The following is a 13,515-nucleotide window of genomic DNA, read 5'->3' on the forward strand; positions in this document are numbered from 1 at the left end:
GTCTTTGTCTGTCTCTCACGAGTCAGCCTATACATAATATCATGTGTTCTTTTATATGTCAAGATGTTTTTTTAATCTTTTTTCGATTTTTTTCAACATCTTTTTTTGACACAATATTCTGTATATATTAACCCTTTTTTCTTCTATATATAGGGTCTACATTAGCCATAAAAAACTGTCTGAAACTTTTTGTTCCAGACAGTCAATACTGACTAAAACGGAGAAAGAGGGATTTGAACCCTCGCGCCGGTCACCCGACCTACACCCTTAGCAGGGGCGCCTCTTCAGCCTCTTGAGTATTTCTCCAGCAGAAGTTATTATACTAGACCTTCTGCCTATTGTCAATCATTTTTTTCAGTATTTACAAAATACTTCATTTACAATGTATTTGCATTAATCGTTTGCTCAATACGTTGTTTTACCAATGCTGCTATTTCTTTTGTTTTCATATCTTTATAATCTTCATAATATAATGGTTCCAGAAAATGAACCTGAACCGTCACAGGGCTAATACTGTTTGTATCAAATGGTTTAAATGAATCTATTAATGCAACTGGTATGATTGGACATTGAGCCTTTGTCGCAGCTTTAAAACTACCACCCTTAAAATCACCTGGATGATTTCCATTTTTAGATCGTGTTCCCTCTGCAAATATGAGATAATTTCTTCCCTTTTTTACTTCATTTGCCACATCAATAATTACTTGCATCGCCTGACGAACATCTTCACGATCCAGCATATAGGCTTGCATACATGCAAATACTTGTTTTAAAAATTGGATATTAGAAACTTCTTTTTTTGCAACAACGGAAAATGGATATGGACACACATCTACAATCGCAAGAACATCATATAATCCCTGATGGTTCGGGAAAAACATAAATCCTTGTTCTTTTGGTATATTTTCAAGGCCATGTGCATCTATTGTAACATTTCCACCTTTATTTGCCCTATGACAGATAAATTGTAACATCTTATAATGTTCTTTTTCTTCATATTTATCAACATGATGTGCATGATAACACAATTTTATCCACATAAACGGTACAAGGAAAATATTTCGAAATACCATTAATAATATTCTCTTCATTATCTTTGATACTCCTTAATCGCAGTTTCATATAAATTATTTCCTTCACAGTCCGCAACAACAATTACTGGAAAATTCTCAACTTCTAATTTCCGAATTGCTTCTGTGCCTAAGTCATCATAAGCAACAACTTCTGATGATTTGATACATTTTGACAATAATGCGCCTGCTCCACCTACAGCAGCAAAATAAACGCTTTCATTTCTAACAACTGCATCCAGTACTTCTTTGCTCCTTTTTCCTTTTCCTATCATTGCTGATAAACCAAGATCAAGAAGTCTGGGCGCATATTTATCCATACGGCTTGCTGTTGTTGGTCCGGCAGAACCAATTGGACGTCCTTCTCTTGCAGGAGATGGTCCCATGTAATATATGACCTGATTTTCTATATTAATCGGAAGATTTTCTCCATTTGATAAGGCTTCATCCATCCGTTTATGCGCAGCATCTCTTGCAGTATAGATTGTTCCTGTGATATATACATAATCACCGGCATGTAGCGAACGAGATACTTCTTTTGTTATTGGTGCTTTTATGTGCTTATCCATCTTATACCTCCCTGATAATGTGTCTATTTACGTGACAGCAAATGTTAATTCCAACCGGAAGTCCTGCGATATGAGTAGGATAAGTATTTACATTTACTGCAAGTGCAGTTGTTGTTCCTCCCAATCCACCTGGGCCAATACCTAATCTGTTAATTTTATCAAGCATCTCTTCTTCTAATTCTTTTACCCATGGAATATCTGAATGTGATCCAACCTCTCGAGTAAGTGCTTCTTTTGCCATAAGTGCGCATTTTTCAAAAGTTCCTCCTACTCCAACGCCTACAATCATCGGAGGACATGCATTCGGACCAGCATCTTTTACTGCAGTTAAAATTGCATTTTTTACACCTTCAATTCCATCTGCCGGCTTTAACATGAATACACGGCTCATATTTTCACTTCCAAATCCCTTTGGAGCAACTTTTATCTTTACTTTATCGCCTTCTACAATACTATAATGAATGATTGCAGGTGTATTATCCTTAGTATTTTCACGAAGGATCGGATCACCTACCACTGACTTTCTCAAAAAACCTTCTGTATATCCCTGGCGTACTCCTTCATTTATTGCATCTTCAAGCCTTCCACCTTCAAAATGAACCTCTTGCCCAATTTCCATAAATATTACTGCCATTCCAGTATCCTGGCATATGGGAATCATATCTTTTGCTGCAATCTGAAGATTTTCCTGAAGTTGATCTAAAATCTGTCTGCCAAGAGGTGATTCTTCTGTTTTTACAGCGTTCTTCAAAGCTACATCCATGTCCTTTGACAGAAAATGATTCGCTTCTATACACATTTCTTTAATATTCCTTGTAATTTCACTTACATCGATTGTTCTCATCTACTTCCTCCTTCATTTGGGACGGGGGTTTTTCAAAAATACTCCGTCCCAAATTAATTTTACCCTGTCCCCACTGAATATACAAGTTAATATTCTGAATACTCTGTATCTTTATCTCTCTTATATAAAAAGCTTATATGATCATACACTTCCTGAAAATCAATCTCCAATTCATTATCCCATATACCAACTGGAATCTTTGCATCAAATCCATAAATTACCGGATAATTTTCTGTTTCAAAATTATATACAATAACCTTTTTTCTGTTTGGATCTATCATCCAGTATTCTCTTACCCCGGCATTTAAATATTTATTAAGCTTGATCACAGAGTCTCTTTTGGTCGATGAACGGGATATGACTTCAATAATAAAATCCGGAGCTCCATAAATACAGCGATTAATGATTTTATCCCTGTCACACACAATAACTACATCCGGCTGCACCATCGTCTTATTATCACAATCAAGCTGTACATCAATCGGTGATATCATCGGAAGACACTTTCCTTTTTTATCTAACACATGAGAAATCATCTTACTGTATATAAGTCCTGCTATTAGCTGATGTGCAGAGGTAGGAGATGACATATCGTATATCACTCCATCAATTAACTCGACACGCCTCTCATCTGGTATCTTATAATAATCTTCTAAAGTATATTCCCCTTGCTTCTTCACCTTATAAGCCACTTGTTCTTCACATAAATAAGAATTCTCAGGTTCCTTTAACACCTGCTCCAATGCACGAAGTGTCTCATATCTTGGTGAACTTGTTACTCCTGAAAAAATCTTCTGGATTGTACCTACAGGTACACCGGAAAGCTCCGAAAGTTGTGCATAAGTATAGCCAAGCTCTGTCTTTCGTTTTAACATTTCCTGAATTGTCATTTTAATCACTTCCATAATAAAATGTGAATCTGTAAGCATATTATATTTTATATATCACCATAAATCAACCATTTGTATTTTATTGTATCCATAATATTTCCATTTTATATATTTGTGGAAATATTATGATTATATCTATAATTGACTCACAAATATTTCTTTTAAAACAACATCTATTGGTATAAAATACTAATTAAGAACAAGATAAAATCCAAAAAGGGGGATTATTATGACTACAAATATCAACATAGAGCAATTACAGAAGGATGCCGTAGACATTTTTAATGCTGGCTTTGCCTGTTCAGAATCTGTGATCTACGCTATCAGAAAGCATTTTGAGATAGATCTTTCTGATGATGCCATCGCTATGAGCTCAGGTTTTCCGTGGGGACTTGGTGGAGGTGGATGTATCTGCGGTGCGTTAGCAGGCGCAACAATGTGTATTGGTTATTTCTTTGGACGAAGAACTCCTGGAGATCCGAAAATCACAAAATGTTTTGCATTAACAAACGAAATGCATGACGCATTCAAAGATTACTGTGGAGGTACATGCTGCAGAGTTCTTACGAAAGGAAAAGAAAAAAATTCTCCTGAAAGAAAGGCTCAATGTACAGATTTTGTTTCCTTTACAGTAAAAAAAGTTGCTGAAATAATTATCCGTGAACTTGAATCTGAAAACTAATCACTGTCAAAAAGTTTACATAAAAAAATCGGGACAAAAGATTTTTTGTCCCGATTTTTTACATTATTACTCAATAGGATCCATTATTTCTTCTGAAGCCTTTTCTTCCTCGTCACCTTTTCGCACTTTTGCTATACTTGCAACGATATCTCCTTCTGGAAGGTTTATCAGTTTTACCCCAGATGTTACTCTTCCAAGTGTAGATATTCCTTCACATTTCATTCGAATGATAATACCTTCTGTATTGATGATCATAATCTCATCATCATTATTTACAGCTTTTACTCCGACTACATTACCAGTCTTCTCTGTAATCTTATAACACTTTACACCTTTTCCTCCACGGTTCTGGCGTGTGAATTCTTCCATTGAAGTTCTCTTTCCCATACCTTTTTCTGATACGATCAAAAGTTCTTCGCCCTGGGAATCCAACTGCATTCCAATGACTTCATCACGATCCGACAGATTCATTCCGCGTACTCCCATAGATGTTCTTCCTGTTGGGCGTACATCTTTTTCATTAAAACGAATACACTGACCATACTTGGTTATCATGAAAATATCTCTGTCATTATCGGTATATTTTACTTCAATCAATTCATCTTCTTCCCGAAGTGTAATAGCTGCAAGTCCTGTCTTACGGACGTTCGCATATTCTTTGATAGGAGTCTTCTTTACAAGACCTTTCTTTGTAGCCATCAGAAGGTACTCTCCATCTCTGTATTCATCAATTGGAATAACGGCACTGATTTTTTCTCCAGGCATTAATTGAAGAAGATTCACAATTGCTGTTCCTCTTGAAGTACGACTTGCTTCCGGAATTTCGTACCCTTTTAGACGATATACACGTCCCGTATTGGTAAAGAACATAATATAATGATGTGTATGAGTCATAAATAACTCTTCTACATAGTCTTCTTCCAATGTCTGCATTCCTTTGATACCTTTTCCTCCCCTATTCTGAGATTTGAAAGTATCATTTGACATACGCTTGATATATCCAAGCTTTGTCATTGTAATAACAACATCTTCTTTCGGAATCAAATCTTCCATAGAGATGTCGAATTCATCGAATCCAATTGAGGTTCTTCTTTCGTCTCCGTATTTATCACGAATGACAAGAATTTCCTCTTTGATTACTCCAAGAAGAAGTTTTCTGTCAGCTAATATTGCCTTTAATCTGCTGATCTGTTCCATCAATTCGTTATATTCTTTTTCCAGTTTTTCCCGTTCCAGACCGGTCAGAGCACGAAGACGCATGTCAACGATTGCCTGAGCCTGAACATCAGACAACCCGAATCTCTCCATTAATTCTGATTTTGCAATCTGAACTGTCTGTGAACCTCTGATAATCTTAATAACTTCATCAATATTATCAAGAGCAATCAACAAACCTTCTAATATATGTGCTCTTTCTTCTGCTTTATTTAATTCATATCTGGTACGTCTGGTTACAACCTCTTCCTGATGCTGCAGATAATAATTCAACATTTCCAGAAGATTCATAACTTTTGGTTCATTATTAACCAGTGCCAGCATGATAACTCCAAATGTATCTTGAAGTTGTGTATGTTTATATAATTGATTTAAGATAACGTTTGCATTGACGTCTCTTCGAAGTTCAATAACAACACGCATACCCTCACGGCTTGACTGATCGCTTAAGTCTGTAATTCCTTCTATCTTCTTATCTCTGACCATTTCAGCGATCTTCTCGATCAATCTTGCTTTATTCACCATAAATGGAAGTTCAGTTACAATAATTCTGCTCTTTCCATTTGGCATAGTCTCAATATCTGTCACGGCACGAACACGAATCTTGCCCCGTCCGGTTCTATATGCTTCTTCAATTCCTCTGGTTCCAAGAATCATACCGCCTGTCGGAAAATCCGGTCCTTTGATAATCTTTAAGATCTCTTCTATTGTAGTCTCTTCTTTATCTTCAATCTGATTATCTATAATTTTTACAACTGCATTGATAACCTCTTTCAGATTGTGTGGAGGTATATTGGTTGCCATACCAACGGCAATTCCGGAAGTACCATTTACCAGAAGATTTGGAAATTTGGCCGGAAGTACAGTCGGTTCTTTCTCTGTCTCATCAAAGTTCGGTACAAAATCTACGGTATCTTTATTGATATCGGCAGTCAGTTCCATAGATATCTTACTTAGTCTGGCTTCTGTATATCGCATAGCAGCCGCACCATCACCATCTACAGAACCAAAGTTTCCATGACCATCTACCAATGGATATCTGGTAGACCACTCCTGAGCCATATTAACCAAGGCACCATAGATAGAACTGTCACCATGTGGATGATATTTACCCATAGTATCACCGACAATACGTGCACATTTTCTATGTGGCTTATCAGGACCATTATTCAATTCTATCATAGAATAAAGTATTCTACGTTGAACTGGTTTCAAACCATCTCTTACATCTGGTAATGCACGAGAAGCAATAACACTCATAGCATAATCAATATAGGAGGTCTCCATTGTTTTTTTGAGATCCACTTCGTGGACTTTATCAAAAATATTATCTTCCATTAGTTGTATCCCTTTCTATGTGTTGTGTTATACGTCTAAGTTCTTTACGTATTTTGCATTTTCTTCAATGAACTCTCTTCTCGGTTCTACTTTATCTCCCATCAAAGTTGTAAATGTAAGATCTAATTCTGAAGTTGACTCTTCATCCATCGTTACTCGAAGTAAGATTCTGTGTTCCGGATCCATAGTTGTCTCCCAGAGCTGTTCTGCATCCATCTCTCCAAGACCTTTATAACGCTGGATTTTATTATTGGTATCACGTCCTACTTCAGACAGGATACGGTCTAACTCTTCATCACTGTACGCATACCATACCTTTTTATTCTTTTCCAGTTTATATAATGGAGGCTGAGCCAGATATACATACCCTTCTTTGATAAGATCTGGCATAAACCGATATAAAAATGTCAATAATAAGGTACTGATATGAGCACCATCTACATCGGCATCCGTCATAATAATAATCTTATGATAACGTAATTTGGAAATATCAAAATCATCATGGATTCCTGTACCAAAAGCAGTAATCATTGCTTTAATCTCTGCATTTCCATATATCTTATCCAGTCTTGCTTTTTCCACATTCAATATCTTACCACGAAGAGGCAGGATTGCCTGTGTTGCCCGGTCTCTTGCCGTCTTAGCAGAACCACCCGCAGAATCTCCCTCTACGATATAGATTTCACAGTTCTTAGGATCCTTATCTGAACAGTCCGCTAACTTACCAGGAAGTGACATGCCATCCAACGCGGATTTTCTTCTGGTCAGATCTCTTGCTTTTCTTGCAGCCTCTCTTGCACGCTGAGCCATTACAGATTTTTCAATAGTCATCTTAGCAACTGCCGGATTCTGTTCAAGATAAACTTCCAACTGCTTACTTACAACACTATCCACTGCACCTCTTGCTTCACTATTTCCTAATTTTTGTTTTGTCTGTCCTTCAAACTGAGGATCTTCAATTTTTACACTGATAATTGCAGTCAGACCCTCTCTGATATCTTCACCTGACAGATTCGGTTCACTGTCTTTTAATAATTTGTTTTTTCTTGCATAATCATTAAATGTCTTTGTCAATGCATTACGAAATCCCACAACATGTGTTCCGCCTTCCGGGGTTGTAATATTATTGACAAATCCATACGTATTGTCTGAATATGAATCATTATGCTGCATTGCAACTTCTACAGATACGTTATTTACCATGCCTTCACAATAAATAATATCTTCATACAACGGTGTATTACTTCGATTCAAATATTCTACAAATTCTTTAATTCCACCCTCATAATGGAATGTCTTTTCTATTGGTTTTTCTTCTGGTCTCTCATCGCGAAGTACAATTTTTAATCCTTTTGTCAAAAATGCCATCTCGCGGAATCGCTGCTTTAAAATATTGTATTCAAAAACAGTATCTTCAAAAATTGTATTATCCGGGAGAAATGTTACTTTTGTTCCTGTTGTTTCAGTATCACATTTCCCAATTACTTCTAATTTCTGAACTACTTTTCCACGTTCATAGCGCTGTTTATAGATATTACCTTCGCGATAAATCTCTACTTCCAGCCAATTAGACAATGCATTTACAACAGAAGCACCAACTCCATGAAGTCCTCCAGATACTTTGTATCCTCCACCTCCGAATTTACCACCGGCATGTAGAACAGTAAATACAACTTCAACAGCAGGAAGACCTGATTTGTGGTTAATTCCTACAGGGATTCCACGGCCATTGTCCAATACAGTTACAGAGTTATCTTTATTAATTGTTACAAATATCGTATCACAAAAACCAGCTAATGCTTCATCTACAGCATTGTCAACAATCTCATATACAAGATGATGAAGTCCACGGGATGAAGTACTTCCAATATACATACCAGGACGTTTTCTAACAGCTTCAAGGCCTTCCAAAATCTGAATTTCATCCGCACCATATTCGTGCTGTACTTTTTCTGTACTCATTCTTATCCTCCTAGTTCTCATTAGTCACTTGTCCATTCTGGACATGAAACACCTTATTTATAGAAAAACAATGATTTACAAAATCTTCTACCCCTGTACAGGTAATAAGTGTCTGTATATCATGAATACTATCTAATAAATAGTTTTGCCTATGTTTGTCAAGTTCAGACAATACATCATCAAGCAATAAAACAGGCGTGTCATGTATGGCCTGTTTTACTAATTCTATTTCAGAAAGTTTTAATGATAACGCAGCAGTTCTCTGTTGTCCTTGTGATCCAAAACGTCTGATATCCAGATCTTGGATCATAAAACATATATCATCTCTGTGAGGTCCTATAGATGTACTTTTAATTCTCAGATCTCTCTCTCTGTTCTTTCTTAATGCTTGTTCTAATGTAAGATTTCCATTACTGGGTTCATAGATTATCTGTATTTCTTCTCTTTTACCAGTTAATTTTTTATGGACAGAAGAAATTATTTTATTAATTTCTTTTATGAATTCTTTTCTTCTATCTATTATTTTAGTACCATATTGAATTAATTGCAATTCCCAGATGTCAAGAGTATCCATCAGTTGTTCTTGCCTGAATGTCCCCATCTCTTTTAATAGATGATTTCTTTGATTCACAATACGATTATAATTGGACAGATTATTCAGGTATACCTTATCCAATTGAGATAGCTCAAGATCAATAAATCTTCTTCTCTCAGAAGGACCATTTTTGATAATATTCAAATCCTCTGGTGAAAAAAATACAAGATTTACAATTCCAAATAGTTCACTGGCTTTCCTTATAGGAATTTTATTGATTGCAATTCCCTTTGGATTATTTTTTTTCAAATGCATATCTAACTGATATTCGATTCCATTTTTTTCGACAACTGCCTCTATATGTGATTCATCTTTTCCAAATTGAATCATATCTTTATCCTTGGCACCCCGATGCGATTTTGTTGTTCCAGAAAGATATACAGCCTCTAATATATTTGTTTTTCCCTGAGCATTGTCACCATAAAATATATTAGTATTATCATCAAAATCAAGTTTTAAAAGATCATAATTTCTAAAATTTTTGAGTTTTAAAGATTTAATCTTCAATTCTTATTTCTTCTCCATCAAAAGTAACAATATCTCCGGCATATAATTTGCGTCCTCTTCGGGTATCTGTTTCACCATTTACCTTTACCAGACCATCTACAATGACTTCTTTTGCTTCTACCCCAGACTCTACCAGACCTGCCGCTTTTAATGCCTGTCCGAGTTTAATATATTCTTCACGTAATTTTATAGTTTCCATTTTTCCCCCCTACGCTACTGCATTAAAGTTTACCGGAAGAATGAGATAGATATAGCTCTCTTCTTCATCTTTGATAAAGCATGGTGCTTTTGCGTTCATCAGATACAAAGTTACCTCTTCGTCATCAATAACACGAAGTGCATCGATTAAAAATTTTGGATTAAATCCTATCAACAGATCTTTTCCTTCTTTGCTAATAAATATTTCTTCATTCATAGATCCAATCTGTGATTTTATCTTTAATTCCATGACTTCATCACCAATATTGATGATAATTGGTTTTTTATCTCCTTCTTTTACAAGTAATGTTGCTCTGTCAATGCAGTTTAATAATTCTTTTTTATTAATTCTTACTTTTGTCTCATAATCATTAGAAAGCATCTGATCTATTTTAAAATACTCACCTTCGATCAGTCTTGACACTACAACCGTATTATCAAACTCAAATACAATATGATTGTTGGTATAAGAAATATAAACTATGCTTTCTACTTCTCCAGACAGAATCTTACTTACTTCAATCAAAGTCTTTCCTGGAACAATTAATTTTTTATCACTTACTGAATCTTTCAATTCTATTTTACGAATGGATATACGGTGTCCATCCAAAGAGATGACTCTCAGAATATTATTTTTTATCTCAAATAATTCTCCGGTCATTAATTTGTTGCTTTCTGTATCTGCAATAGAAAAGATTGTCTGTCTGATAACTTCTTTCAAAGTAAATTGAGATATTTCAATGGATTCTTCTTTTTCAATAATTGGAAGATAAGAGAATTCTTCTCCAGGCTTTCCTGCGATATCAAATTTTGCTTTTTCACAGGTAATAACAGTCTGAAGATTCTCATCCGTTTCGATGGTAATCTCATTGTCTGGGAGCTTTCTTACAATCTCTGAGAATATCTTGGCATCAATGGCTATCATTCCACGGTCAATGATCTCTCCCTCAATATCTGTCTGAATTCCTAATTCCATATCGTTTGCAGTCAATCGTATAATATCATTTGTAGCATCAATTAAGATACATTCCAGAATTGGCATCGTTGTTTTTGATGGTACTGCTTTAGATACTGTGCTAACTCCTTTTACCAAATTGGATTTATTACAAATTATTTTCATGTGTATAACTCCTTTCACGGGGACATAAATAAATATATATATTAAATAATTACGTCTCCTTCTTATTAGGGGCTGTGGAAAAGAGGATAACTGCTTTCAGCCCTTTATTTATCAGTGTTTCAGGTTTTGAAATGTCTGTGGAACAGCTTTGAATCTGATGTGGAAGTACTGGTGATAACTTGTCTTTAAATACTTTTTTATTTCTAAAAAAAATGAATTATACCTGATTATCCACATCTTATCCGAAGGTTGTCCACATGTTATAAACATTATGCCGGATTGATTTTCTTCTTTATTATATTAATTGTATTAGATAAAGTTTCATCTGTTTTTAATTCTGCAGTAATTTTTTCAACTCCATATTTGACAGTAGAATGATCTTTACCTCCCAGAATGATACCAATTGCTTTTAAAGGTGTCTCAGTCATGGTACGAATCAGATACATGGTGATCTGCCGTGGATTTGCAATATCTGCATTACGTTTATTGCTCTTTAAATCAGCAATGGATACACCGAAGTGTTCAGATACAATATCCAGAATCAATTCTGGAGTTACTTCTCTATTATTAGAAGAAACAATGTCTTTTAATGCTTCTGCCGCCAGGGTAATATCGATTGGCCCGTTATTATTTAATTTGAAAAGAGCAATCAGTTTATTAAGTGAACCTTCCAGTTCACGGATATTTGTTTTTACATTTGTAGCAATGTATTCCAGAACATCTCGTGGTATATTATATTTTTCCAGATGATCAAGTTCAATCTTCTTCTGGAGAATTGCCATACGTGTCTCATAATCTGGGGATGATATATCAGCAATTAATCCCCATTCAAAACGTGTGCGAAGTCGTGCCTCCAAGGTCTCGATATCTTTTGGAGGCTTATCGCTGGAGATAATGATCTGCTTTCCAGAAGTATGAAGATGATTAAAAGTGTGGAAGAATTCTTCCTGTGTACTTTCTTTTCCAATGATGAATTGAATATCATCAATTAACAAAACATCGTTATTGCGGTATTTGTCGCGGAATTTAGACATTGCAGATTCATTGCCTGCTGTTTTACCATTTTTCAATGCTTCGATCAGTTCATTTGTAAATGTCTCGCTAGTGACATATAATACCTTCTTTTTTGGATTTTTGTCTAAAATAAAGTGTGCAATCGAATGCATAAGATGAGTCTTTCCAAGTCCAACTCCTCCATATAAAAACAATGGGTTGTACACTTCGCCAGGAGATTCTGCTACTGCAAGTGAAGCTGCATGAGCAAAATTATTGTTACCTCCTACAACAAAAGTATCAAAAGTATATTTTGGATTCAGTCCTGCCTTTTCAGCAGCGGACTTTGTCTTCTTTTTATTTGTTGCTTCAATAGACATGCTTTGAATTTCATTCAATTTGTCATCATCTTCGGAGATGAACACAACTTCAAATTCAATACCGGTAATTTCAGCAATACAAACTTTCAACGGAAGAAGATATTTTTTTTCAATATATTCTACACTGGCATTCATATTTACTAAAATAAATACAGTATTATCGATGACATCATATACTTTCAGAGGTTGTATCCAAGTCGAGAATGATACGTTGGACAGTTCATGTTCTACTCTAAGATGTTCAATAATTTCAGGCCACTTTTCCTTCACAATGTTCATTACAATAAACTCCTAATTCTATCCAATTCGTGGTATTTTAAATAATAACCCACTCTTTACTATTCTACATCAAAATAGAGATTTAAGCAATCTTTAATCATTGTGGATAACTTTATTCACAAGTTTAAAATGCAGATATTCGAGATAAAAATAAAAAAAATAAATGATATCCACACGTTATCCACTTAAAATCCACGTGTTATCCACATTTTGTGGATAAATTAATTTAGAAAAATCCAGGTTTTGCTTGACGTAGAGGCATTTTTTTAATATAATCAAAAATGATGTCTTTAGAAAAAAAGTGGGATTATTCCCTTATAAAATATAAGGAGGTGGATATCTATGAAAATGACATTCCAGCCAAAAAAGAGACAAAGAGCTAAAGTTCATGGATTTAGATCTAGAATGAGCACAGCAGGTGGAAGAAAAGTACTTGCAAGCAGAAGAGCAAAAGGAAGAAAGAGATTATCAGCGTAGGCCGCATATATGTGGCCTTTTCTTCTACAAAAATTGGGAGAATTAGTCAATGAAATATTCCGAATCATTGAAAAAAAATAAGGATTTTCAGAATGTTTATAAACATGGGATATCCTATGCAAATAAGTATCTGGTCATGTATGTACTAGATAATAAGACCAGTCAGAATCGATTAGGAATATCGGTAAGTAAAAAAGTAGGTAACAGTATAGTACGACACAGATTAACAAGATTAATCAGAGAAAGCTATAGATTACAAGAAGATAGATTCAAATGTGGATTTGATATAGTTGTGATAGCAAGAATAGGCGCTAAAGGTAAAAGTTATAAGGAAATTGACAGCGCAATGCTCCATTTGGGTCATCTTCATGAAATTATAGATTAGGGGTAACGTAT

The 13,515-nt window shown here is 35.1% G+C and carries 13 protein-coding genes and 1 tRNA gene; 3 read left to right on the top strand and 11 right to left on the bottom strand.

Annotation, left to right across the window (positions count from 1 at the left end):
• Positions 1–218 precede the first annotated feature (218 nt).
• From ACQRBH_RS11900 to ACQRBH_RS11920, 5 genes are all read right to left on the bottom strand, one after another.
• Positions 219–306: transfer RNA gene (locus ACQRBH_RS11900), tRNA-Ser, on the bottom strand.
• A gap of 71 nt (positions 307–377) precedes the next feature.
• Positions 378–1,091: a lysophospholipid acyltransferase family protein gene (locus ACQRBH_RS11905; protein ID WP_347376717.1), complete on the bottom strand. Its 714-nt coding sequence runs from the start codon at positions 1,089–1,091 to the stop codon at positions 378–380.
• Complete coding sequence (locus ACQRBH_RS11910; RefSeq protein WP_235234272.1) at positions 1,091–1,639, bottom strand: Fe-S-containing hydro-lyase; 549 nt, start codon at positions 1,637–1,639, stop codon at positions 1,091–1,093. Before ACQRBH_RS11910 ends, ACQRBH_RS11905 begins: the two co-directional genes overlap by 1 nt.
• Before the next feature lies 1 nt (position 1,640).
• Entirely contained in the window at positions 1,641–2,483 is an 843-nt protein-coding gene (locus ACQRBH_RS11915; RefSeq protein ID WP_427761864.1) for a fumarate hydratase, read from the bottom strand.
• Between the two features lie 86 nt (positions 2,484–2,569).
• Positions 2,570–3,373: a Uma2 family endonuclease gene (locus ACQRBH_RS11920; RefSeq protein ID WP_427761866.1), complete on the bottom strand. Its 804-nt coding sequence runs from the start codon at positions 3,371–3,373 to the stop codon at positions 2,570–2,572.
• 229 nt (positions 3,374–3,602) lie between these two features.
• Between ACQRBH_RS11920 and ACQRBH_RS11925 the strand changes: the two genes are divergently transcribed.
• A complete protein-coding gene (locus tag ACQRBH_RS11925; RefSeq protein ID WP_235234275.1) occupies positions 3,603–4,055 on the top strand; it encodes a C-GCAxxG-C-C family (seleno)protein in 453 nt (150 codons plus the stop codon).
• A 66-nt stretch (positions 4,056–4,121) separates the two neighbouring features.
• Here ACQRBH_RS11925 and gyrA read toward each other — a convergent pair whose 3' ends face one another.
• The 6 genes from gyrA to dnaA all read right to left on the bottom strand — a co-directional run bounded on the left by gyrA (position 4,122) and on the right by dnaA (position 12,642).
• Positions 4,122–6,608, bottom strand: a complete 2,487-nt coding sequence (gene gyrA, locus ACQRBH_RS11930; RefSeq protein ID WP_427761867.1) for a DNA gyrase subunit A — start codon at positions 6,606–6,608, stop codon at positions 4,122–4,124.
• A gap of 27 nt (positions 6,609–6,635) precedes the next feature.
• Positions 6,636–8,570 carry a DNA topoisomerase (ATP-hydrolyzing) subunit B gene (gene gyrB, locus ACQRBH_RS11935; protein WP_235234050.1) on the bottom strand — a complete coding sequence of 645 codons (1,935 nt, stop codon included), beginning with the start codon at positions 8,568–8,570 and terminating at the stop codon, positions 6,636–6,638.
• A 10-nt stretch (positions 8,571–8,580) separates the two neighbouring features.
• Positions 8,581–9,672: a DNA replication/repair protein RecF gene (gene recF / locus ACQRBH_RS11940; protein WP_427761868.1), complete on the bottom strand. Its 1,092-nt coding sequence runs from the start codon at positions 9,670–9,672 to the stop codon at positions 8,581–8,583.
• On the bottom strand, positions 9,662–9,871 hold the full coding sequence (locus ACQRBH_RS11945; RefSeq protein WP_347376714.1) for an RNA-binding S4 domain-containing protein: 210 nt from the start codon (positions 9,869–9,871) through the stop codon (positions 9,662–9,664). Before ACQRBH_RS11945 ends, recF begins: the two co-directional genes overlap by 11 nt.
• 9 nt (positions 9,872–9,880) lie before the next feature.
• On the bottom strand, positions 9,881–10,990 hold the full coding sequence (gene dnaN / locus ACQRBH_RS11950) for a DNA polymerase III subunit beta (RefSeq protein WP_235234053.1): 1,110 nt from the start codon (positions 10,988–10,990) through the stop codon (positions 9,881–9,883).
• A gap of 269 nt (positions 10,991–11,259) precedes the next feature.
• Positions 11,260–12,642, bottom strand: coding sequence for a chromosomal replication initiator protein DnaA (dnaA, locus tag ACQRBH_RS11955; protein WP_235234054.1), 1,383 nt, complete (start codon positions 12,640–12,642; stop codon positions 11,260–11,262).
• A 342-nt stretch (positions 12,643–12,984) separates the two neighbouring features.
• Between dnaA and rpmH the strand changes: the two genes are divergently transcribed.
• Positions 12,985–13,119 (top strand): 50S ribosomal protein L34, encoded by a 135-nt coding sequence (gene rpmH / locus ACQRBH_RS11960; protein ID WP_004607108.1) that lies wholly within the window; start codon positions 12,985–12,987, stop codon positions 13,117–13,119.
• A gap of 49 nt (positions 13,120–13,168) precedes the next feature.
• Positions 13,169–13,504 (top strand): ribonuclease P protein component, encoded by a 336-nt coding sequence (gene rnpA, locus ACQRBH_RS11965; protein ID WP_235234056.1) that lies wholly within the window; start codon positions 13,169–13,171, stop codon positions 13,502–13,504.
• Positions 13,505–13,515 lie beyond the last annotated feature (11 nt).

The organism is Bariatricus sp. SGI.161 (assembly GCF_050313695.1).
Taxonomy (GTDB): Bacteria; Bacillota; Clostridia; order Lachnospirales; family Lachnospiraceae; genus JAFBIX01.

Bases quoted from the DNA above. Each gene is read 5' to 3' on its own strand.
- dnaN (WP_235234053.1), bottom strand. From the start codon at position 10,990: ATGAAAATAATTTGTAATAAATCCAATTTGGTAAAAGGAGTTAGCACA.
- ACQRBH_RS11945 (WP_347376714.1), bottom strand. From the start codon at position 9,871: ATGGAAACTATAAAATTACGTGAAGAATATATTAAACTCGGACAGGCA.
- ACQRBH_RS11910 (WP_235234272.1), bottom strand. From the start codon at position 1,639: ATGGATAAGCACATAAAAGCACCAATAACAAAAGAAGTATCTCGTTCG.
- gyrB (WP_235234050.1), bottom strand. From the start codon at position 8,570: ATGAGTACAGAAAAAGTACAGCACGAATATGGTGCGGATGAAATTCAG.
- rpmH (WP_004607108.1), top strand. From the start codon at position 12,985: ATGAAAATGACATTCCAGCCAAAAAAGAGACAAAGAGCTAAAGTTCAT.
- gyrA (WP_427761867.1), bottom strand. From the start codon at position 6,608: ATGGAAGATAATATTTTTGATAAAGTCCACGAAGTGGATCTCAAAAAA.
- ACQRBH_RS11925 (WP_235234275.1), top strand. From the start codon at position 3,603: ATGACTACAAATATCAACATAGAGCAATTACAGAAGGATGCCGTAGAC.
- ACQRBH_RS11920 (WP_427761866.1), bottom strand. From the start codon at position 3,373: ATGACAATTCAGGAAATGTTAAAACGAAAGACAGAGCTTGGCTATACT.
- ACQRBH_RS11915 (WP_427761864.1), bottom strand. From the start codon at position 2,483: ATGAGAACAATCGATGTAAGTGAAATTACAAGGAATATTAAAGAAATG.
- rnpA (WP_235234056.1), top strand. From the start codon at position 13,169: ATGAAATATTCCGAATCATTGAAAAAAAATAAGGATTTTCAGAATGTT.
- dnaA (WP_235234054.1), bottom strand. From the start codon at position 12,642: ATGAACATTGTGAAGGAAAAGTGGCCTGAAATTATTGAACATCTTAGA.
- ACQRBH_RS11905 (WP_347376717.1), bottom strand. From the start codon at position 1,091: ATGAAGAGAATATTATTAATGGTATTTCGAAATATTTTCCTTGTACCG.